At 53.3% G+C, this 22855-nt stretch carries 18 protein-coding genes; 10 read left to right on the forward strand and 8 right to left on the reverse strand.

Annotation, left to right across the window (positions count from 1 at the left end):
* Positions 1–161 precede the first annotated feature (161 nt).
* Both ACL2XJ_RS15795 and dps read right to left on the reverse strand, forming a co-directional pair.
* Complete coding sequence (locus ACL2XJ_RS15795) at positions 162–428, reverse strand: DksA/TraR family C4-type zinc finger protein (RefSeq protein WP_132922698.1); 267 nt, start codon at positions 426–428, stop codon at positions 162–164.
* 119 nt (positions 429–547) lie between these two features.
* On the reverse strand, positions 548–1051 hold the full coding sequence (dps, locus tag ACL2XJ_RS15800) for a DNA starvation/stationary phase protection protein Dps (RefSeq protein WP_413726904.1): 504 nt from the start codon (positions 1049–1051) through the stop codon (positions 548–550).
* Between the two features lie 802 nt (positions 1052–1853).
* Here dps and ompX point away from each other — a divergent pair.
* The gene (gene ompX, locus ACL2XJ_RS15805) at positions 1854–2372 is read left to right on the forward strand and encodes an outer membrane protein OmpX (protein ID WP_413723759.1); all 519 of its coding nucleotides are present in this window, start codon (positions 1854–1856) and stop codon (positions 2370–2372) included.
* A 782-nt stretch (positions 2373–3154) separates the two neighbouring features.
* Positions 3155–4750, forward strand: coding sequence for an ABC-F family ATPase (locus tag ACL2XJ_RS15810; RefSeq protein WP_132922696.1), 1596 nt, complete (start codon positions 3155–3157; stop codon positions 4748–4750).
* Positions 4751–4902: 152 nt separating this feature from the next.
* On the opposite strand, the gene moeB is transcribed toward ACL2XJ_RS15810, so the two are convergent.
* Both moeB and moeA read right to left on the reverse strand, forming a co-directional pair.
* Positions 4903–5664 (reverse strand): molybdopterin-synthase adenylyltransferase MoeB, encoded by a 762-nt coding sequence (gene moeB, locus ACL2XJ_RS15815; protein ID WP_413723760.1) that lies wholly within the window; start codon positions 5662–5664, stop codon positions 4903–4905.
* Positions 5665–5714: 50 nt separating this feature from the next.
* Positions 5715–6950 carry a molybdopterin molybdotransferase MoeA gene (gene moeA / locus ACL2XJ_RS15820; protein ID WP_413723761.1) on the reverse strand — a complete coding sequence of 412 codons (1236 nt, stop codon included), beginning with the start codon at positions 6948–6950 and terminating at the stop codon, positions 5715–5717.
* Between the two features lie 343 nt (positions 6951–7293).
* Here moeA and ACL2XJ_RS15825 point away from each other — a divergent pair, with 343 nt between their 5' ends.
* Genes ACL2XJ_RS15825 through gsiD form a run of 5 tightly spaced genes read left to right on the forward strand, consistent with a single transcriptional unit; the run spans position 7294 to position 13686 of the window.
* The gene (locus ACL2XJ_RS15825; protein ID WP_413723762.1) at positions 7294–8238 is read left to right on the forward strand and encodes an isoaspartyl peptidase/L-asparaginase family protein; all 945 of its coding nucleotides are present in this window, start codon (positions 7294–7296) and stop codon (positions 8236–8238) included.
* Positions 8238–10271, forward strand: a complete 2034-nt coding sequence (locus tag ACL2XJ_RS15830; protein ID WP_413723763.1) for a dipeptide ABC transporter ATP-binding protein — start codon at positions 8238–8240, stop codon at positions 10269–10271. The genes ACL2XJ_RS15825 and ACL2XJ_RS15830 overlap by 1 nt, the downstream gene beginning before the upstream one ends.
* 28 nt (positions 10272–10299) lie before the next feature.
* The gene (gene gsiB / locus ACL2XJ_RS15835; RefSeq protein ID WP_413723764.1) at positions 10300–11841 is read left to right on the forward strand and encodes a glutathione ABC transporter substrate-binding protein GsiB; all 1542 of its coding nucleotides are present in this window, start codon (positions 10300–10302) and stop codon (positions 11839–11841) included.
* A gap of 9 nt (positions 11842–11850) precedes the next feature.
* Positions 11851–12771, forward strand: a complete 921-nt coding sequence (gene gsiC / locus ACL2XJ_RS15840; protein WP_413723765.1) for a glutathione ABC transporter permease GsiC — start codon at positions 11851–11853, stop codon at positions 12769–12771.
* Between the two features lie 9 nt (positions 12772–12780).
* Positions 12781–13686, forward strand: coding sequence for a glutathione ABC transporter permease GsiD (gene gsiD / locus ACL2XJ_RS15845; protein WP_413723766.1), 906 nt, complete (start codon positions 12781–12783; stop codon positions 13684–13686).
* Between the two features lie 77 nt (positions 13687–13763).
* Here gsiD and ACL2XJ_RS15850 read toward each other — a convergent pair whose 3' ends face one another.
* Positions 13764–14591: a 5'-nucleotidase, lipoprotein e(P4) family gene (locus ACL2XJ_RS15850; protein ID WP_413723767.1), complete on the reverse strand. Its 828-nt coding sequence runs from the start codon at positions 14589–14591 to the stop codon at positions 13764–13766.
* A 358-nt stretch (positions 14592–14949) separates the two neighbouring features.
* On the opposite strand from ACL2XJ_RS15850, the gene ACL2XJ_RS15855 reads away from it, so the two are divergent.
* On the forward strand, positions 14950–16059 hold the full coding sequence (locus ACL2XJ_RS15855) for a PQQ-dependent sugar dehydrogenase (protein ID WP_413723768.1): 1110 nt from the start codon (positions 14950–14952) through the stop codon (positions 16057–16059).
* A gap of 34 nt (positions 16060–16093) precedes the next feature.
* Here the strand turns inward: ACL2XJ_RS15855 and ACL2XJ_RS15860 are convergent, their stop codons facing one another.
* Positions 16094–16720 carry a glutathione S-transferase family protein gene (locus tag ACL2XJ_RS15860; RefSeq protein ID WP_413723769.1) on the reverse strand — a complete coding sequence of 209 codons (627 nt, stop codon included), beginning with the start codon at positions 16718–16720 and terminating at the stop codon, positions 16094–16096.
* A 965-nt stretch (positions 16721–17685) separates the two neighbouring features.
* On the opposite strand from ACL2XJ_RS15860, the gene ACL2XJ_RS15865 reads away from it, so the two are divergent.
* Positions 17686–18888: a serine hydrolase gene (locus ACL2XJ_RS15865; protein WP_413723770.1), complete on the forward strand. Its 1203-nt coding sequence runs from the start codon at positions 17686–17688 to the stop codon at positions 18886–18888.
* A gap of 47 nt (positions 18889–18935) precedes the next feature.
* Here the strand turns inward: ACL2XJ_RS15865 and ACL2XJ_RS15870 are convergent, their stop codons facing one another.
* The gene (locus ACL2XJ_RS15870; RefSeq protein ID WP_413723771.1) at positions 18936–20225 is read right to left on the reverse strand and encodes an aromatic amino acid transport family protein; all 1290 of its coding nucleotides are present in this window, start codon (positions 20223–20225) and stop codon (positions 18936–18938) included.
* A 1658-nt stretch (positions 20226–21883) separates the two neighbouring features.
* Here ACL2XJ_RS15870 and ybjM point away from each other — a divergent pair.
* A complete protein-coding gene (ybjM, locus tag ACL2XJ_RS15875) occupies positions 21884–22249 on the forward strand; it encodes an inner membrane protein YbjM (RefSeq protein WP_413723772.1) in 366 nt (121 codons plus the stop codon).
* 172 nt (positions 22250–22421) lie between these two features.
* On the opposite strand, the gene ACL2XJ_RS15880 is transcribed toward ybjM, so the two are convergent.
* Entirely contained in the window at positions 22422–22688 is a 267-nt protein-coding gene (locus ACL2XJ_RS15880) for a GrxA family glutaredoxin (RefSeq protein WP_132922682.1), read from the reverse strand.
* Positions 22689–22855 lie beyond the last annotated feature (167 nt).

The following is a 22855-nucleotide window of genomic DNA, read 5'->3' on the forward strand; positions in this document are numbered from 1 at the left end:
CATGGATTTCCCTCCTGGGCAAGCGACTTCAAATAACACCAATCGGCGTTCCGCAAAAAAGAACTCAGTGTTTATTATAGCGATGCCTGGTGGCTGAACGGCTTATACATCGACCAAAATGTAAAAATTCAGCTTGCATGGGGAAAGTCTGCTGACAGGATTTAACGCAGTTGACTGTCTTTACTGCCCCGGCGGTTATAGCCGGCGTGGGAAGACATCTTTTTATCCCGTTCCGCCTGGCACGACAGGCAGAGCTGGACGCCGGGAAGGGCGAGACGTCTGGCTTCAGGTATGGGTTCGCCGCACTCTTGGCAGACGGCGGCGCTATTTCCCCGTGAGAGTGAATGGCGCGCTCGTTTTACCGCATCTTCAATAGTTGAGTCGATTTGGTCCTGTACCGCGCCGTCCGGCGCCCAGCCGCTTGCCATGGATCTGCCCCCCTTAAAGCGTTTTGAGAAATGTCTGCATAACAAAAAGGCCGGCAACCTGCGTTGTCAGCCTTTGCGCTTATCTGCAAAACCAGCCGGCGAATGCAGCCGGGTCGGGTTTATTCAATATTGGATTCGATAAACCACAGGAATTTATCAAGATCCCGTGACGCAGCGGTAAAGATATCCGCCGTGTCATCATCATCGGCTTGGGTTATTGCTTTACGTGTATCGTTGGCCACGACAGCATAACGTTCCGCCAGGGCCTTCAGATGGTCCTGCACGCTGTGGATATTGGTGGGATAGCTAATCAACGGCGTTTTGTCGTTGGTAACCTGAACCGTACCCAGAGCCACGCCGCCTAACTGGACGACACGTTCGGCAATGGTGTCCTGATGATCAAGGATAGCGGTACGGAAACCGTCAAGCATTTCATGTACGGCTATGAAGTTGGAACCGCGCATGTTCCAGTGAGCTTGCTTGGTAATCAGCGCCAAATCAACAAATTCCACTACCAGGCGATTAAGCAAAGCAATAGTCGAGACTTTCAAATCTTCTTCAATGCTGTTACGAGTATAAATTAATTCGGAAGATTTCGTTTTAACCAGTTTAGCGGTACTCATCATCAATCATCCTCTAATATTGATCGTTATTAATTCGTTCAGGCTTAAAAGTATAGCATCATTTGCAGGGTTTGCTCCCTATCGCTCATATTGCTGATACCTGTCATCCTACCCCTGCCGGCCGCCATGAGCGCACCGGCCAAGTTCCACCGGCGTTAACATAATCTTTGCGCGCTCCCGTGCCTGCCGGAGCATCCAAATACAAATGGTTTTCATTTAAAATTAACGCCTTCTTCATATATTATAGTACAACAAAATTTGATAAACGGCATTGGCCAAGGAACGGTCACGGTCAAAAAAAACCGGGCAGCGGTCTCGGTGCGAATTAATTCCCGGGCATAAAGCCCTTGGCAAAATGTACCAAAAGGTACTAAAAATAATTCCGCCGGGTGCGGTATCCTCTATTCTTGGCAATGTTTCCCCGGCAATGTTTCTCCATGGAGGAATGCATTTTGCGTTCCATATTTTCGAATTTTCCTCATCAAATAATAAACGAAGCGGTAAAATACGAATCATCCTGAAATTTGCGACATGATATGTGAACAGAAAATTGAGGAAATATCGTTTTGATGGGCTATTTTTTATTCATCCGCTTCGGAATTATCTCAATATCTTGTAAGTATACGTAAAGGTGGGTTTTGGCCCCGGAGAGGAAAACATAAGAAAAAAGAATAGGATAGATGCAATAGAAAACTTATGTTACACGATACGTTCACTTGGACAACAATTATTAAGCAGAGTTTCGTGCTATTTTTTGTTATATTTTCGTGGTTAGGACGTAAATTTCACATTTGAGGTGGGTATGAAAAAAATTGCATGTCTTTCAGCGTTAGCTTGTGTTTTGGCCGTAACAGCAGGTTCAGCGGTCGCAGGCGACAGTACCGTAACAGCAGGTTACGCGCAGGGTGATGCCCAGGGCATCATCAACAAAGCCAGCGGTTTCAACTTGAAGTACCGCTACGAATGGGATAACACCAATCCCTGGAGCGCCATCGGCTCCTTTACTTATCTCGAAAAAAACCAGCTCAATGACGGCAACTACCAGAAAGGCCAATACTATGGCTTTACCGCCGGTCCGGCATTCCGTATCAACGATTGGGCCAGCATCTACGGTGTTGTAGGTATCGGCGCCGGTAAGTTTACCAATAATGCCACTGCAGTCCGTGATACCCATAGCAACGATGACGTGGGTGTTTCCTACGGCGCGGGTCTTCAGTTCAACCCGATGGATAACGTTGCCATAGACGTATCTTACGAACAAAGCCGTATCCGCAGTGTCGATGTCGGCACCTGGATCGCCGGTGTTGGTTATCGCTTCTAATAGCGATTACTCTGCGACATGAATTAACATGTTGGAGAATCGCTCATCGGCATGGTTGATAAGTCAGCCATGCCCTTATTCTTCAGGGTCTTCAGCCTTGATATGCTATTCAATCACCCGCCAGCGGTTACTCATTGTTGCCTGTAGCTGCATTTTCAGCTACATACTGTAAATACATCCTGCCGAAACAATCTGCAATATGCAGACCACTACCTTAGCGGGTTACACCGACATATACAAACCTCCACATGACTTTATCGATGAATTTTTCATGACATGCCGTCACAGCGCTATAATTCCCCGCCGACGCATCGCCAAGATACATTGCCTTCCTTTAATCATTAAAAGGCTCGACCTTTTCCACTCCTGCAGCACCGGCAGTGCTGGATAGGGGATTTAATGTTGATAAACAGGCCGAAATAAACGATGTCAAAAATTATCTGTCGCTAAAATGAAAATGGGTCTGTGAAAGATGGACGTCTTATAATAAATAAACCTTATAAAAAAATTATTTTCACTCCACGGTTGGCTGGAAGGATATTTAATATCAACGTCAATTCCGCCATGAACGCGACGACTTCAGGCCGCCCAAATGATGCGTTTTTCTGCACGATGATAATGATTCGTCGTCCCGCAAGCGGCCCGGAAACGGATAGCGCGGGTATCTTTTGTGCTGCTATGGTATGCGGACATGGGAAGGAGTGTGCAGACAGGGGGCGCAATTTGGCAGCGGATTGTGGCATAATGTGCCCAGTGTCACATTTTAATGAAGAGTATCTCTTTTGCTAATCAGTAATAACATCACCATGCAATTCGGCAGCAAGCCGCTGTTTGAAAATATTTCTGTCAAGTTCGGCGGCGGCAACCGCTATGGCTTGATTGGGGCCAACGGCTGCGGGAAATCCACCCTGATGAAAATCCTCGGCGGAGATTTAGTCCCCAGTTCAGGCCATATCGCTCTCGATCCTAATGAACGGCTGGGCAAATTGCGCCAGGACCAGTTCGCCTTCGAGAACTTTACGGTGCTCGATACCGTCATCATGGGGCATGCCGAACTGTGGGCGGTGAAGGAAGAGCGCGACGGTATCTACGCCCTGGCGGAGATGACCGAGCAGCAGGGATACAGGGTCGCCGATCTGGAAGTGCTGTACGGCGAGATGGACGGTTACACCGCTGAGGCCCGCGCCGGTGAACTGCTGCTGGGGGCGGGCATACCGCTGGAACAGCACTACGGTCCCATGAGTGAAGTGGCGCCCGGCTGGAAACTGCGGGTCTTGCTGGCGCAGGCCTTGTTTGCCAATCCGGACATCCTGCTGCTGGATGAGCCCACCAATAACCTGGATATCAATACCATCCGCTGGCTGGAGCAGGTCCTGAACGATCGCAACAGCACCATGGTTATCATTTCCCATGACCGGCATTTTCTGAATATGGTCTGTACCCATATGGCGGATTTGGATTATGGCGAGCTGCGGATTTATCCAGGCAATTACGACGATTATATGACCGCCTCCACCCAGGCCAGGGAGCAGTTGGTGGCCGGCAATGCCAAGAAAAAGGCGCAGATTGCCGAATTGCAGTCTTTCGTCAGCCGTTTTAGCGCCAACGCGTCTAAATCCCGTCAGGCTACCTCCCGCGCCCGGCAAATCGAAAAGATTACGCTTGATGAAGTAAAGGTTTCCAGCCGCCAGAATCCGTTCATTCGTTTTGAGCAGGATAAAAAATTGTTCCGTAACGCGCTGACCATACAGCAGCTTACCCAGGGCTATGAAGGCCAGCCGCCGCTCATCAAGGATATGAACCTGATGCTGGAAGTGGGGGAAAAGGTAGCGGTGCTTGGTGCCAACGGCATCGGTAAAACCACCTTGCTGAAGACCCTGGTGGGGGAGCTGGCGCCGTCGGTGGGCGAAATCAAATGGTCGGAAAACGCCAAGCTTGGTTATTATGCCCAGGACCATGCCAGCGAGTTTACGGAAAATATCACGGTGTTCGACTGGATGAGCCTGTGGAAACAGCCTAGCGATGACGAGCAGGCGGTGCGCAGCATTCTTGGCCGGCTGCTGTTTAGCCAGGATGATATCAATAAACCGGTCGGGGTGTTATCCGGCGGGGAAAAGGGCCGTATGATGTTCGGTAAGCTCATGATGCAAAAGCCGAATATCTTGCTGATGGACGAGCCTACCAATCATCTCGATATGGAATCCATTGAATCGCTGAATATGGCTTTGGAACTGTACCAGGGTACGCTGATTTTCGTTTCCCATGACCGTGAGTTCGTCAGTTCGCTGGCCACCCGTATTCTGGAGCTGACGCCGGACGGCCTGGCGGACTTTACCGGCAACTACGAGGATTATCTGCGCAGCCAGGGAGTGAACTAGCTAGCGGCCCGGCTATGCGATGGCTTCCCTTTGACGCGCTCGGTTTAGGCTTCCGCGTTGTCGGGCCTAGCGTGCCATGTGGCGCTCGGGCGGGCGGTAAAACCACGCCCGCTTCGACCACATTGGCGCGCTCTCCCTTTAACACGCTCGGTTTAGGCTTCCGCGTTACCGCAGATCTCGCAGTGGGGATCGCGATGCAGCGCCATTTCCCGGAACTGCATGGTCATGGCGTCGTACAGCAGCAGTTTGCCGCCGGAGGGTTTGCCGAAGGCGGTTAATACCTTGATGGTCTCCATGGCCTGCAGCGAACCAATCACACCCACCAGGGGCGACATGACGCCCGATTCGGCGCAGGTTAGGGTTTCGCCGCCGAACAGGCGGCTCAGGCAACGGTAGCAGGGCTCATCGGCCTGATAGGTAAAGACGCTGACCTGCCCCTCCATACGAATGGCCGCGCCGGAAATCAGCGGTTTGCGCCGGCTGAAACAGAGCCTGTTCAACTGCTCCCGGGTGGCGACATTATCGCTGCAGTCTACCACCGCATCGCTGCCGTCGATTAACGGGCCGAGGGCGTCATCATCCAATATGGCGTCATAGGCCGCAATGTGGACATGGGGATTGATTTGCGCCAGGGCCTCGGCGGCTGAATTCACTTTCGCCATGCCGATGCGCCGGTGGGTATGCAGAATCTGCCGCTGCAGGTTGGATAACGCCACCTGATCAAAATCCAGCAGTTTGAGGCGGCCGATGCCGGCGGCGGCCAGGTACATCGACGCGGCGCAGCCCAATCCTCCCAGGCCGACGATCAGCGCCCCGGACCCTTTGAGCTTTTCCTGGCCGTCGAAATCAAAGCCGCGCAAGGTGATTTGCCGGTTATAGCGCAGCATTTCCTCATGACTGAGTTCGTTTGCCATGGTTCGTTCCTGTTCTTGCGTGCATGACTTGCCTGCACTACTTGCCGGCACTAGGCCAGCAATAATTGATTGAAAGGCTCGATTTCCACCCATTCCCCGGCCTGCTGCGCCCCCTGTTCGGCGGGCAGCACGATAAAACAGTTGGCGGCGCTGAACGAACTGAACACATGGGAGCCCTGGTCGCCGGTGCTGCTTACCTCGATCTCGCCCCGATCGTTGCTGTTAAAATAGCCGCGCTGGAAATCCATCCTGCCGGGAGACTTTTTCAACGGCGTCAGCAGCCGGGCACGCAGGCGGGCCGGTAACCGCCAGCCGACCCGGCCGGAAAGCCGGGCGATAACGGGCTGTACCAGCTGATAAAATGTGGCTGCGGCCGAAACCGGGTTGCCCGGCAGTCCGCAGAACCAGGCATGGTCCAGCCGGCCGAAGGCAAAAGGCTTGCCGGGTTTGATGGCCAGGCGCCAGAAATTGATATGGCCTAACTCTTCCAGCACGGTTTTGGTGTAATCCGCTTCCCCCACCGACACGCCGCCGCTGGTAATCAGCAGATCCGCCTGGTTATCCGCCTGTCGGAAGGCGTCGCGCAGGGCATCGGCGTTATCGGCCACGATACCCAAATCGATTACCTCGCAGCCCATTTGCCGCAGCATCAGGCGCACGGTAAACCGATTGGTATCATGAATTTGTCCGGCGGCCAGCGGCGCGCCGATGGGGCGTAATTCATCGCCAGTGGAGAACAGCGCCACTTTGAGCCGGCGCACTACTGCCACGTCGGCGATACCCAGGGAGGCCAGCAGCGGCAGTTCCGCCGCCCCGAGCATCCGGCCGGCCGGCAGCACTTCTTCTCCCCGGCGGATGTCGTCGCCGATACGCCGGATATTCTGTCCCGCCTTGACCGGGGCGGTAAAACGCACGCCATGGTCGGCCACCTCGGCCTGCTCTTGCATGACGACCGCTTGCGCCGCCGCCGGCGTCGGCGCGCCGGTCATGATGCGAACCGTCGTACCCGACGGCCATTCGCCGGTAAACGGGGCGCCGGCAAAGGCTTTACCGGCCACCGGCAACGGCAGTCCGCTTGCCAAATCCGCCAGGCGTACCGCATAACCATCCATGGCGGAGTTATCAAACGGCGGCACGTCGACCGGCGAGATAATCGGCCCGGCGGTCACCCGACCGGCGGCGTCGGTTAATGCCAGAACTTCACTGTCCGCCAGCGGCTGCACCACGGAGAACATTTTTACCAGGGCTTGCTCCAGCGTCAGCAAGGGAGAATGTGACTCGGCCATCTTGACTCCTGTGCCATCGGCCGGAAGAGTGGGCGGCCGGTAGGGGAATTAATCAGCCATTATGGCAGAAAACGCGTTCGGCGAGAATGAAAGCCTGCCGTTCGTTTTGCCGCGTTATGACTAACGAAATGCCGTTATCGCTTATACAATCAACACGGTGCATTTCTCCTTTACACCGACGAGCAGGGTCAATATAGTCAAAAATGATAACCTAATCGTTATATGCCACACTTATTAAAATAATTTATCCGCACAATTTTCAGTGACAGCAACAAGGGATGTCGGCATAGACCGGCGTAGCGATGGTTTTCACATTTAAAGCGCAGGCAAGGTAATTTATCCAGTGACAAGACCAGTGATAGTCATCCATGGCGGTGCCGGTGCTCTTGCGCGCCAAGCCATGAGTGGGGAACGGGAGCGGCAATATCGCGATGCCCTGGGCGTTATCGTCAGGCGCGGGCAGGAGATGCTGGCCCAAGGCGGCAGCGCCGTTGACGCCGTGACCGAAGCGGTGCGCCTGCTGGAAGAATGTCCGTTGTTCAACGCGGGCAAAGGGGCGGTATATACCCACCAGGGCGGGCATGAGCTGGACGCCGCCATCATGGACGGGAGCAACCGTGCCGCCGGCGCCGTCAGCGGCGTGTCTTGCATCCGCAATCCCATCCTGGCCGCCCGCGAGGTAATGGAACACAGTCCTCACGTCATGCTGATTGGCGCCGGCGCGGAATCTTTTGCTTTTGATCGGGGCCTTGAGCAGGTGGCGCCGGACTTCTTTGCTACGCCGGAGCGTTATGCCCAGTGGCAGCAGGCAGTGCAAAATGAAAGCGGTTCAGTGCTGGATCATGATTCGCCGGATCCTATCGATCCGGATCGCAAGCTCGGCACCGTGGGCGCGGTAGCCTGCGATGCATCCGGCCATGTCGCCGCCGCCACCTCTACAGGCGGTATGACCAACAAGCACGCCGGACGGGTGGGCGACTCGCCGATTATCGGCGCCGGCTGCTATGCTGACGACGCTACCGCCGCGGTCTCCTGCACCGGGACGGGTGAAATCTTTATCCGCGGCGTGGCCGCCTATGATTTGGCGGCGCAGATGGCTTATGGCGGCCGTACGCTGATTGACGCGGCCCAGCGGGTCATTTTCGAAAAAATCCAGCCTATGGGCGGGACCGGCGGTCTTATCGCCGTGGATCGCGCCGGCAACGTAGCGTTGCCTTTTAACGCCGAAGGCATGTACCGGGCCATCGGTTATGTCGACAGCGACATCCAGATCGGGATTTATCGCTGATGGCGCAGGACCTGGGGACGAGTCTCCAAGACAAGGCCACAGCCGATGGCGGTTTGGCGCTGGCCGGCCATCAGGTGCTGTCGGTGCGCGATCTCAGCGTGCATTTCAGCCATGAAAACCAGGTCATCGGCGCGGTGCGGGGCATCACTTTTGACGTTGGCCGGGGCGAAACGCTGGCGATTGTGGGGGAATCGGGCTCCGGCAAGTCGGTAACGGCGCTGTCGGTCATGCGGCTGGTGGAACTGGGGGGCGGTCGTATTGACAGCGGAACGCTGCTGTTTCGCCGCCGCAACGGCGAGGTGCTGGATCTGGCGCAGGCCAAGGCCTCCACGCTGCGGACCCTGCGGGGCGCCGACATGGCGATGATTTTTCAAGAACCGATGACCTCGCTGAACCCGGTTTTTCCGGTGGGGGAGCAAATCGCCGAATCCATCCGCCTGCATCAGGGCAAGGATCATCGCGGCGCGCGAGCCGAAGCGCTGCGCATGCTGGATCTGGTGCGCATTCCCAATGCCAGGAACATGCTTGACAGGTTTCCGCACCAGCTATCCGGCGGTATGCGCCAGCGGGTAATGATTGCCATCGCCCTATCATGCAAACCGGCGCTGCTTATCGCCGATGAACCCACCACCGCGCTGGACGTAACCATACAGGCGCAGATTCTGCAATTGATCCGCAGTCTGCAGCGGGAAATGCAGATGGGCGTAATCTTTATTACCCACGATATGGGGGTGGTTGCCGAAATGGCCGATCGGGTTTTGGTTATGTACCGGGGCAGCGATGTGGAATCGGCGTCGGTAAACCAGCTGTTCTCCGCGCCGCGCCACGCCTATACCCGGGCGCTGCTGGCGGCGGTGCCGAAGCTCGGCTCCATGGCCGGCCGCGATTTCCCGGCTAAATTTCCGCTGCTGAAAAGCTCGCCGGGGGCGGCGCCGGATGCTCAAGTCGTGGGACCCGGCGAACCGGTCCGGTCCGCAGAATTCGCGCCGCTGCCCTTGCCGCCAGGCAGCCCATCACAGAGTGAAACAGGCCTGAATACTGATGGCATTGAACACGCGATCGGGGATGAAAGGCCGCAGAATACGGTACCGCCGGGCTCCTCCCCCATCCTGCAGGTGAAGGATCTGGTAGCGGGATTTGATCTGCGCGGCGGCATTTTCAACCGGGTCCGGCGGCGGGTGCACGCGGTGGAAAAGGTCAGCTTTTCCCTTTATCCCGGTGAAACCCTGGCTCTGGTGGGGGAATCCGGCTGCGGAAAATCCACCACCGGCCGCGCGTTGCTGCGCCTGGTGGAGAGCCAGAGCGGCGATATCATCTTTAACGGACAATCCATTATTTCAATGCAGGGTAACGCCCTGCAGCATTTGCGCCGGGATATCCAGTTTATCTTCCAGGACCCCTATGCCTCCCTCGATCCGCGGCTGACCGTAGGCTACTCCATCATGGAGCCGCTGCTGGTGCACGGCGTAGCGCAGGGAAAAGCGGCGCAGCAGCGGGTAGCAACCCTGCTGGAGCGGGTCGGCCTGCTGCCGGAACATGCCCAGCGCTATCCCCATGAATTTTCCGGCGGACAGCGCCAGCGCATCTGCATCGCCCGGGCGTTGGCCCTTAATCCCAAGGTGGTGATTGCCGATGAATCGGTTTCCGCCCTGGATGTGTCTATACAGGCGCAAATAATCAATCTGATGCTGGATTTGCAACGGGAATTCGGCATCGCGTTTTTATTTATTTCCCACGATATGGCGGTGGTGGAACGCATCAGCCACCGGGTCGCGGTGATGTACCTGGGACAAATCGTGGAAATTGGTCCGCGACGTGAGGTATTTGCCCATCCGCAGCATCCCTACACCCGTAAATTGATGTCCGCGGTGCCGGTGCCCGATCCTTCACGCCGCCGGCCTGAAAGTGCTTTATTGGTAGATGAAATTCCCAGCCCCGTCCGGGACCTGGGCGATGAACCCCTGGTTGCGCCGCTGGTCAAGGTGGGCGTCGGGCATTATGTTGCCCGTCACCCCGTTGGCGGCGCCTACTGACAAGGATCTTCATGGAGAACGAAACGTTATGACACAGCATAAAAACAAATGTCACTGGCTGGTGGCGGCGGCAGTATTGGCAGCCCTTTCTTCAGCGCCGGCATGGGCCGCCAAGGACGCGGTGATAGCGGTGGGATCCAATTTCACCAGCCTAGACCCCTATGACGCCAACGATACGTTGTCCCAGGCGGTGGCCAAATCCTTCTATGAAGGACTGTTCGGCTTCGATAAAGACATGAAGCAGGTGAATGTCCTGGCGGACAGTTATCAGGTCTCTCCCGACGGCCTGACCTATACCATCAAGCTGCGCACGGGCGTTAAATTCCAGGACGGCACCGACTTTAACGCCGCCGCGGTGAAGGCCAACCTGGATCGCGCCAGTAACCCGGATAATCATCTCAAGCGTTACAACCTGTTCAAGATGATTGATAAGACCGAGGCGGTTGATGCCGATACGGTAAAAATCACTTTGAAAACGCCGTTCTCGCCATTTATCAATAACCTGTCCCATCCGGCCGCGGCCATGATCTCTCCGGCGGCGCTGCAAAAATACGGCAAGGAGATCGGCTTCCATCCGGTGGGTACCGGTCCCTACGAATTCGTGGTCTGGAACCCCACCGATTTCGTGAAGGTTAAACGTTTCGACGGCTACTGGCAGAAAGGGGAGGCGAAACTGGACAGCATCACCTGGCGGCCGGTGGTGGATAACAACACCCGCGCCGCCATGCTGCAAACCGGTGAAGCCACCTTCGCCTACCCGGTACCCTACGAACAGGCCGCCGTGCTGGCGAAAAACAGCAAGCTGGATCTGGTCTCGGCCCCCTCTATCCTGCAGCGCTATATTAGCCTGAACGTGACGCAAAAGCCGTTTGACAACCTCAAGGTGCGCCAGGCCATCAACTATGCCATCAACAAAGATGCCCTGATCAAGGTCGCCTATGCCGGCTACGGCGTGCCGGCGCAAGGGCCGCTGCCGGCGGGGATAGATTATTCGGTGAAATACAAACCCTGGCCCTATGATCCGGCCAAGGCACGGGAACTGCTGAAAGAGGCGGGTTATCCCAACGGCTTCACCACCACCCTCTGGTCGTCCCATAATACCAGTACCTTTCAGAAAGCCCTGCAGTTCACGCAACAGCAGTTGGCCCAGGTGGGCATCAAAACCACGGTAACCGCCATGGATGCCGGCCAGCGCGCCGCCCAAGTGGAATCCAAAGGGGTTAATGAAACCGGCGTGCGCATGCTCTATACTGGCTGGTCGGCCTCAACCGGTGAGGCGGACTGGGCATTGACGCCGCTGTTCGCCACCCCGTCGGCGCCCCCGGCCATTTTTAATACTGCCTTTTACAGTAATCCCCAGGTGGATAAAGATCTGATCGATGCGCTGAAAACCACCGATCGCGGGGAAAAAACCCGTTTGTATAAAGACGCTCAGGATAAAATTTGGGCCGATGCCCCTTGGGTTTTCCTGCTCACTGAAAAGCTGCTTTACGCGCACAGTAAAAATCTCACCGGATTTTATGTGATGCCGGACAGCTCCTTTGATTTCACCCACGCCGACATGAAATAGCCCGCGCGCATGCTGAACTATTTTATCAAGCGTCTGCTGGGACTGGTGCCGACGCTGCTGATCGTGGCGGTGTTGGTGTTCCTGTTCGTCCACCTGCTGCCGGGGGATCCGGCCAGGCTGGTGGCGGGATCCAATGCCGACGCTTCGGTGGTGGCGCTGGTGCGGCAGGATTTGGGGCTGGACAGACCGTTGCCGGAGCAGTTTTTGCGGTTTTTCACCCGGGCATTACGCGGCGATTTCGGCCGGTCGCTGGTGTCGAAACGCCCGGTTAGCGAAGAGATCGCCTCCCGGTTTATGCCCACCTTCTGGCTGACGCTCACCAGCATGGTGTGGGCGGTGATTTTCGGCATGGCGCTGGGCATCGTTTCGGCGGTGTGGCGCAATCGCTGGCCGGATCGGATCGGCATGACGTTGGCGGTATCGGGCATCTCATTTCCCGCCTTTGCGCTGGGCATCCTGCTGATGCAGGTATTTTCGGTCTACCTCGGCTGGCTGCCCACCGTGGGGGCTGACAGTCTTAAGCATTATATTCTGCCTTCCATCACCCTGGGCGCGGCGGTGGCTTCCATTATGGCGCGATTTACCCGCGCTTCCTTTGTGGAAGTTATGCAGGAAGATTATATGCGCACCGCCCGCGCCAAAGGGGTGGGGGAATTCTGGGTAATCGTCAAGCACGGTTTACGCAACGCCATGATTCCGGTTATCACCATGATGGGTCTGCAGTTTGGTTTCCTGCTGGGGGGGTCCATTGTGGTGGAAGCGGTTTTCAACTGGCCCGGTTTGGGGCGTTTATTGGTGGATTCGGTGGAAATGCGCGACTATCCGGTGATCCAGGCCGAAGTGTTGCTGTTTTCCCTGGAATTTATTTTGATTAATTTACTGGTGGACATGCTATATGCCGCAATCAATCCGTCTATCCGGTACCATTAAGGGCTTGGAATGAAATTCTGGCGACGCGAGGCCGCCCTCGCGGCTATGCCGGTGATGTCTTCCCATCCCGTGCGCACACCCTGGCACGAGTTCTGGCGCCGGTTTAAACAACAGCCGCTGGCGCTGGCGGCGGGGATTTTTGTCGTGCTGCTGGTAGTCGTGGCCCTGCTTGCCCCCTGGCTCACGCCCTACGATGCGGAAAATTATTTTGATTACGACCGGCTGGATCAAGGCCCGACGCTGATTCACTGGCTGGGGGTGGATTCCCTGGGACGGGATATCTTCAGCCGTATTCTGATGGGCGCACGTATCTCCCTGGCGGCGGGATTCTTTTCGGTATTGCTGGGCATGGTAGTGGGCACCGCCCTCGGTCTGGTGGCCGGTTATTACGAGGGCTGGTACGATCGGCTGATTATGCGCATCTGCGACGTGCTGTTCGCGTTTCCCGGTATTCTGCTGGCCATTGCGGTGGTGGCTATCATGGGCAGCGGCATGACCAATGTGATTATTGCGGTGGCGATTTTCAGTATCCCGGCTTTCGCTCGCCTGGTGCGCGGCAATACGCTGGTATTAAAGCACCAGACCTTTATTGAATCCGCCCGCAGCATCGGCGCCCCGGATCGCACCATTATCCTGCGCCATATCCTGCCCGGCACGCTCTCATCCATCGTGGTCTATTTCACCATGCGCATCGGCACCTCCATCATCACCGCCGCCAGCCTGTCGTTTCTCGGCCTCGGCGCACAGCCGCCGATGCCGGAGTGGGGCGCCATGCTCAACGAAGCGCGGGCGGATATGGTCACGGCGCCCCATATCGCCATCTTCCCGAGCCTGGCGATATTTCTGACGGTGCTGGCTTTTAACCTGCTAGGTGACGGATTGCGGGATGCGCTGGACCCGAAGCTGAAAAGTTGACAAAGGAGATCCGCGTCAAAAATAAAAGCGGAATTCAATAAGGTGAAAGCCCCCATGGAAGTACGGATCCCAGCTCATTATTTCCCATCCCAGGCATCAATCATCTTGTCGCGAATCTTCAGCTTGTCCTGATCGCTTGCCGCAGAATACTCTTTAGACAGGCCATTCTCCCAGTCGCCATAGCTGGGATTGGGCAGCATGATATATCTATGGCCGAAATCGTCTTGATGACGATTGACGAAATCCCGGCGCTGGGTATTTAACTGATGATAAGGCTCGCCGCTGAAGTCATTGAGGTTATCGCCGACAAACACCGCGATATCATAGCCTTGTTTTTCCACATTGCTAAAACGATCCGTCTTATTGGTGCTGCCGCCGGCAGGTTTTAACAACAGCGTTTGCGGCGTGACGTCGGCAAAGCCCAAGGCCCTGAGGTTATCCACCGTAGCGCCGTAATCCTTCTGGTCGCGATTGGAGACATAAAAAATTCGCCCGCCGTGCTCATTGACGTAGTGGGAAAACTCCACCGCTCCGGGCAGCGCCTTGGCTTTACGCGCCTGGGTCCAGCGGCTCCAGCTGGCGTTGGTAAAGGGCTGGTGGTTTTTTATTTGCCAACCGGCGTAGGCGCTGTTGTCGATCATGGTTTCATCCAGATCCACCACCACGGCCTTTTTTAATCCTGGTTTGGGTCTCGCCTGATTAAAGGCCATTTCGGCAGCATTGAATGCTTGGTATGACAATGCGCTGTATTCGCCGGATTGCTGCATCCAGTTGACGGCGGATACCGTTTGATCGGCCAGCCGCTGTTGCGCCGTGCCGGCAACGGTTGACGGCTGCCGGGAAATGCATCCGCTGGCCGAAAGACTAAGGATAATAATGGCGAGGCCGGATTTTAAAGTATGCATTGCCACTCCTTATTTCATTCCTGCTGCAACGCCCCTCTTTATCCGGGCGGTTACGAGGGCTTTGAACCAGCCTTATTGGAGGACAAATGTGTCCCCCTCGTTGGGGTAGTCATGATGTTAATAATATTTATCATAATCATAAATTAATTAGCAATATGCAATTCATTAATTTTAAAGCAAAAAAATAACTGTCCGTGACGGCTTGGCTCAATTGCCATTCCCCTTATACCGATACAGCGGCAGAGAGCCCTCTATGTCCAACCGCTTTGTCAGTTAATGTAAAACTGGCAAACCTTCATCGCGTAACCTCCGGGTCATTTCTACGCTTAATCAGGAATCCTATGAGGGAGATAATCACATGCGAAGGATATTCGCCTGGCTGCTGTCGGTGGGACTGCTTTTGACGAGCGGGCAGGGAAGGGCGGCCGAAACGCGGGTTACATCGATATTGACGGGCCTGGACCACCCCTGGTCGCTGGCTTTTTTGCCCCTGGATGAAGGACTATTGATCACGGAGCGGCCCGGCAGGCTCCGCTATTGGCAGCCCGGGCAGCCCTTATCGGCGCCTATCGACGGGATTCCCTCTGTCTATACCCATGGACAAGGAGGGCTGTTTGACGTATTGCCGGCCCCCGACTTCGCTCAAACGCGGCGTGTTTATCTAAGCTTTGCCGAGCAGGGAAAAAATGATGCCGGAACGGCGGTGGGGTATGGCCGTTTATCGGAAGACCATCACAGGCTGACGGATTTCAAAGTCATCTTTCGCCAACAGCCTAAGCTCTCCAGCGGCGAGCATTTCGGCGGTCGTCTGGTTTTTGATCGGGAGGGATTTCTATTTATCAGCCTGGGTGAAAACAACCGTCGTCCTACCGCGCAGGATCTCACCAAGCATCAGGGCAAAATCGTGCGTTTGACCGGTGAAGGCGACATACCGCCGGACAATCCCTTCGTACATGATGAGAACGCCCGGCCGGAAATATGGTCGCTGGGGCATCGTAATCCCCAAGGGCTGGCGCTTAACCCTTGGACTGGCGTGGTATGGGAAAATGAGCACGGGCCAAAGGGAGGAGATGAAGTGAATATCATCTCCAAAGGGGCCAACTTCGGCTGGCCCATCGCTACCTATGGTATCAATTATTCCGGCTTGAAAATACCCGAAGCGCAGGGCGGGGCAGTGGCTGGAACCGTACAGCCCGTGTGGTATTGGCAAAAATCCCCGGCGGTGAGCGGCATGGCATTTTACGATGCGGACCGTTTCCCTTCCTGGCAGCATTCTTTGTTTATCGGGGCGCTGAAGCAGCAGGCGTTGATACGGTTAACGCTGGATGGAGATAAGGTGGCGTCAGAGGAACGTTTGCTGGAGGCGCGGGGCAAACGTATTCGTGACGTGCGGGTCGGTCCGGACGGTTATGTCTATGTGCTGACGGATGAGCGCAAAGGGGAATTGCTTCGGTTGGAACTGGAATAATCTTGTCCCGGACGCCGGGGCGCCCGGTATAATGTCAGGTATGCGGTATCATGACTCGGGCTTGAAAGGCGGGCCTGGCCGAAACGGCGTCGTACCAATGCTGTAAATGCGTGCGCGGCTTGCGATGGATACTCATATTGAACCAATGATAGGCATAGCAGCCGATGGGGATATCGCCGATACCAAAACCGCTGCCGGAAAAATAAGGCTGTTTTTCCAGCGCGTTCTCGGCAATATCAAATAACAGCTCGCAGCGTTTGATGCCGGCAATTGAGAGCTTCTGATCACGAAGGTTCCCCTTTCCCGGGCCGGCATTGCTCAATAATGGCTCCAGTGCCGGCGCCAAACTGGATAGAACCCAATCCATCCATTTTTCGGCGGCGGCGCGTACCGATGCATCCGTCAGCAACCAGGTGCTCTGGCCGTATCGGGCCGCTAAGTAACGTACGATGGTATGGGATTCCCATAATACCAGGTCATTTTCATCGTCCTGCAGGCAAGGCACCAGGCCGTTAGGATTGAGGGAAAGAAAAATAGGATCATTAACCTTGCCATGTACGCCTCCGGCGGGAATGGCAGTGTAGGTAAGAGCAAGTTCTGCGGCACACCACAACACTTTTTTAACATTTATCGAGTTTTCATGTCCCCAGATCGTCAGCATCGCGCCCTCTCAGTATCAAACGTTATTGACGATAGTTCTTTGTGGTTAATGCCTTGCCATAAGACGTCCATAAAGGCAGTAACTGCTCGCTTAATCTTATATGTTCCATCGATTTTTGGGTTAATTTTAGAATAACCGGTATGCGTTATCCCTCCATATGGTGTTATTGGCTGTTTTTATGCTTGATGTTTGAATATTTACCTGAAAAATTAATTAATATAATAATGATATTTTATATAAAAGCTTCTTACTGGTATTTTGTATTAGAGCTGACCGCTAAGCAAAGAACAAGATAGGCCTTTATGATATTTAAGATTCAATCATCAGATGAAAGGCCGGGATCACATTTTCTTTATCCAGAAAAATCGTTTTCATGAGCTTGATGAGAATGGTAAGTACGATATTGTTATTCTTTGGCATCGTCCCCCATCCGGGCGCGGCGGTGTATTTGATTAGGGAGAATTCCGCGCAAGCGGGAGTGCTATATATCTGATCTATGCCTTTCTTTTACTGCCGCTGCTAGTGAGAGATCTCTGATAGGGAGGACGGCCAAGCTGCTTTCAATCATAGGCGGGCCGCCGTCGGGAATTCCGCCGGATATCATCCAACGGCATTTATGATGGCAAAATAGCGTGCTGCGCCGCATCGATACCGTGGTGAGAACTTCATCCGTTCCGTGCCGTTGGTTAACCCGCCGGTTGCGTTATTACCGTTGACGCAGTTTTTGCTGGGGAATACCATTGGCCTCATTGCCACTGGGATGATGTCGATCGGCGTCACATCAGGACACAAAAATGCTGAAAATGAGTTCTTGATGCGGCAAAGTTAAGGGGTATTGAATAAACTCAACCAACTGGAACATGATTCCTACATCCTGAAAGCTGTTTATCAGGTTGCTACGCTCAATCCACTACCGTGAGTAACGCGGTAACCATTTTATTTTGAATGGATACTCTGGCCACGTCATGAAGAATTTCGCTCTCCCACATAAATGTCATGGGCTTACCCTCGGCGCCCTGTTGGTGTTCACCGTTCCGGCCGCCCAGGCGGAGACGGCGCCCGGTGTGCCGCAAATCAATGCCAAGGCCTATATACTGATGGATTACCAAAGCGGCACCGTTTTGGCGGAATCCAATGCCGATCAGCGCCTTGATCCCGCCAGCCTGACCAAGATCATGGCGAGTTATGTCATCGGCCAGGCCATCAAGGCCGGGAAGATTACCCAGCAAGATAAAGTCACCATCGGCAAAGATGCCTGGGCCACCGGCAATCCGGAATTGCGCGGTTCCTCTTTAATGTTTCTAAAGCCCGGCGAACAGGTTTCGGTAGCCGATTTGAACAACGGGGTGGTTATTCAATCCGGTAATGACGCCAGCATCGCCTTGGCGGACTATGTCGCCGGCAGCCAGGATGCGTTTGTCAGCCTGATGAATAAATATGTCGATGCCCTTGGCCTGAAAAATACCCACTTTATGACCGTCCATGGTCTGGATGCCGAAGGACAATACAGCACCGCGCGGGATATGGCCTTGCTGAGCCAGGCGTTGATTCAGGACGCACCGGATGAGTATGCGCTGCATAAGCAGAAAGAATTCACCTACAATAAAATCAAGCAATTGAACCGTAATCGTCTTCTTTGGGACGGTAATCTGAATGTGGACGGTATCAAAACCGGCTATACCGACGGCGCGGGTCACAGTCTGGTGGCCTCGGCCACCGACAGCGGAATGCGGCTGATTTCAGTCGTGCTGGGCGCTCCCACCGACAGCGTGCGCTTTCGCGAGAGCGAGAAGCTGCTGACCTGGGGATTCCGCTTTTATGAGACGGCGACGCCGATTACTGCGGCTCATGCCTTTACCCGGCAGCGGGTATGGTTCGGCGATCGCAGCGAAGTGGATCTCGGTGTCGCCAAGGATGCTTCCGTAACGTTGCCCAAGGGTCAGATGAAAGGTTTGAAAGCATCCTTCACGTTAAACTCGCCCTATCTGGAAGCGCCGCTGTCGCGCCATCAGGTAGTGGGCACCATCGATTTCCAGTTAGACGGCAAAGTGATTGCGCAACGACCGTTGGTGGTGATGGATGAGGTGCAGCGCGGCGGATTTTTCCGTAACATCTGGGATTGGTTCCTGCAAAAACTGCACAGCTGGTTTGGGTTTGCCATGCGCTGATCAATAAAACCTCCCCACGGGGAGGTTTCAGCCGGTTGACAGACGTTTTACAGCAGCTTATAAATAATCGCCGTCAAGGCAACAAATCCTACTCCCCAGACAAAATAATTGCTTGCCGCACCGCGGTAGCGGGCCAATGCCGGAACTTTTTGAATAGCATACATCGGCAGCAGGAACAGCAGCATGGCTATGACGGGACCGCCCAGGGTTTCGATAATTCCCAGAATACTGGGATTGTAGGTTGCCGCCAGCCAGGCGGTGATAAGCATAAAACCGCCGGTCAGCCTATTCACCGTGTTTGGATGAACTGTTTTGCCGCACTTATGTATTGATTTGGCAAGCAGTCCGGAAAATCCCTCGCTGGCTCCCAGATAGTGGCCGAGAAAGGACTTGGCTATCGCCACGGATGCCACCAGTGGTGCCAATAACCCGATATAGGGATTATTGAAATGATTGGCCAGGAAAGTGAGTATTGAAATATTTTGCGCTTTGGCGTCGGCCATGTGCGCCGGTGTTAAGCTCAATACACAGCTAAAGACAAAAAATATGACGGTCAACACCATAAGAATATTGCTGAAGAACAATATCCTCGAGCACTTCTGCTCGGCGTGGTCGCCGTATTCGCCGCGTTTTGCCATGGCAAACGAAGAAATAATAGGTGAATGATTAAAAGAAAATACCAGTACGGGTATGGCCAGCCACAGGGTGTTGATTAAGCCGCCCTGGCCTGCGCCTGCGGTTAATAACGGCTGGTGGAATATATCGGCGTTCCAGTGAGGAATCAGGAATACCGCCAGAAACATCAATACCGCCACGAAGGGAAAGACCAGGATGCCCATTACCCTGACGATAATATCTTTGCCTAACCGGACAATGCTCATCAGACCCACGAGTAGAATGAGAGCCAATAATGCGCGTGGCGGAGCGGCAAGATGCAGTTGGTATGTGATGACATTTTCGACGGTATTGGTGATCGCCACGCTATACACCAGTAAAATGGGATAGATGGCAAAGAAATAAAGTAGCGTGATGATATTACCGGCAAGAGAACCAAAGTGTTGCTCAACGACGTCGGTAATATTGTTGCATTCCGGCTTACCTGACAGGATGAGGCGGCACAAGCCCCGATGGGCATAAAACGTCATGGGAAAAGCGAGTATCGACATAATAAGTAAAGGCAATAAACCGCCGATGCCCGCATTGATTGGTAGAAACAGTACGCCGGCCCCGATTGCTGTGCCGTAAAGGCCCAGCATCCAGACCGAATCTGATTTGCGCCACTGCATGGCCGTTCTGTGACGGACCACCGTAACAGAAGTAGCTTGCGTTGTATCCATTAATTCTCCGAAAAAAAGACCAGGTAGTGGGGTTAACGGCTCACTTGAGCCAGTGCATATATCACCCTTCGTCCTATTATGGCGAAAGGATAAAGTTACAAATAAGCAATCATCAAAACCGGATTAAATTTGATATCCCGCCTGTATAATATATCCTTTAAGTCGGATATTCATGCATAAAAGTGTTTTTTTTGAGCCTGATCGGTTATTTTACGGCAATCATGAAGGCTGCTGTTTACTATTAATCAGAGGGATTTATCTGTATCTATAAGAGAATGTTGTTTTGTGATGGGGATTTGATCTTGTTATTATAAATTCATCATGCTTTATCTTATCACTTTATGCTGTAATTTCGCTGGGTTACCATTCGAGTCTATAAAAAAATGATAATGGTATATTATTTAATTAATAATTATTTTCAATAAGCATTGATAAGAGCTCGCTATGCATAAGAGTCAATGCATCTTATACAGTATACTATTACACTATAGGTTCATAATTAGTTAGGTTATTAACTTATTACTTTAGAATAGACATTGGTTCAAATAAAAAACCATTTTTGTCTCGGAACAATATCCTCTTAATGGCATGATATGGTTTATTTTGCCGCCAAACATTTTGACACAGACGTTTCCCGCGCCGCGTATATGCAAAAAGCCTTCTGAAAGAAGGCAAACCTGAACAAACGTGACGGTCATCTGCGGTAAACCGGGGATGGGTGAAAATGTTGCGGACAATAAAAAACCCGAAAGTCTTGAACCTAAGAAGGCGGGACGATCGGGCTCCTCAATTTGGGGACATCAAAGAAAAGCAGTGGCACTAATTCAGACTCTATAAGGCAAAGAAAGTTCTTGATCACGGAAAATTTTTTTGTTCACAAAGTAAACATCTCTTACTCTTTGTCTCAACCAGCCATTACGACGGATAATTTATCCCGTGGCTGCAAGAGGTGTCCTGCCCGCATAAGCGAAGCCGGAAAAGCGCCGGTATGGCGGGTGCGCAATCCCTTGCCGTTCGTCTCGGCGTGCCGGCAGGCGTGGTGATAGTTGACCATCGTTAATGTAACGGTTTACCGTCGACATCCTCCGGTAGTAAGAAAAAACTGAATCTTTCTTTTCTGTGGCCCGTCCGGAGAAACCGGAAATGCATAATCCGCCTTTTAAAACTCTTTCATGTTCACGAAATGAGTAGGGCGGCGCACTAATTCTTTTTATTGAAAAATATCTTTGGAATGACGCATTTGTAGAAAATAGCGGGGTTTTATTTATTCAGTCCGGGAGATTTACTTCCCATATTCACTAACAAAGTGTCTTCGCCTTTTAACATATCCGATACGTTAATATTCACGAATGATAACTATATTGTTACCAGCAACTATTTGATATTAATGAATTTATCCGGTATATTCATTTTTATAAAACATGGGTCCATTTCATATATTTACAGCGGGTTATTAGCCGTGGCCCCACTAAGGACGTAGCGCCATCCATAAAGATCTCCTCCGCTGCATTTCGCCGGGAAGAACCGATCTTTTTTCTGATTATGATTGTTTAGGCTAGGCCGAAGATCATGATTTCTTTTTTTCGTTAAACAAAGGTATTCATGGATTCTCCCACTGGGGATAGGTAGCTGGATAAACGACGGGGAGGAAAATGGCGATGAAACGGCTAAGGGTTGGAACCATAAGCAGTGCTGTACTATTTCTTGTGGTTTTTGCCAGTCAAGAGAGCGGGCTCATTGTATTGAATGAAAGACACCAGGGCGCGGCGCTGGGGTTTTTACTGTACTTGCTGCCGGGAATCGTCGGCGGTCTGCTGTCTCGCGGCAGTAAAATCACTTGTCCGCTGCTGGGCGCCTTACTGGTATCGCCGTTATGCCTGCTGCTTTTCAATGTAAGCAACCAGCTGCATTATTCCCTGTGGTACCAGGTGACGTATTTGTTAAGCGCGATATTCTGGTGTGCCTGCGGCGCGCTGGTGTGTTTTTTTGCCAGCGAAATCTTCAAACGCCATACCCTGCTGTAAGCGGCATACATGGCTTTCAGATTGCTGTTATATCCCAAATAATCCGTGTCGCAGTAAAGCCAGGACATTCGCAGCTTGAAATATGAGGGGATATAAACGTCTTTGGAACCAAAGCGGCGGGGCGCGAGGACAACCACTACGGGCCGGTAAGGCCGGCCCGGGGAAGTGTCGTTTATTGCTGATATAAACTGAGGTTTTCTTTAGCGTAGGCTTCAAAATCCGTACAGCCGCCGATATGAACCTGATCGACGAAAATTTGCGGCACGGTTTCCACCGGTTTACCTACGGTTTTCGACAGGTCCGCTTTGGAAATGCCTTCGGCGTGGATATCGACGTAACGGTAAGAGAAGTCATCCCGTTCAACAGTCAGTTTTTCAGCCAACTCTTTAGCGCGCACACAATAAGGGCAGCCCGGACGTCCGAAAATGACAGCAAACATATTCACTCCTTAACGTATAAAATGACAATCGAAACGAATCAATGAAAGTTGTTACGCTTCTTGTTGCCGTTTACTATGCCTGTGACCGGCGTCAAAAAAAAGCAGTAATTACCTTTCAGTTTAATGCCCCGTTCCTATCTAAAATGCCGCGACGCTGTTTTTAGCTC

It is taken from the genome of Sodalis sp. RH16 (assembly GCF_047324245.1).
Lineage (GTDB): Bacteria > Pseudomonadota > Gammaproteobacteria > Enterobacterales > Enterobacteriaceae > Acerihabitans > Acerihabitans ligni.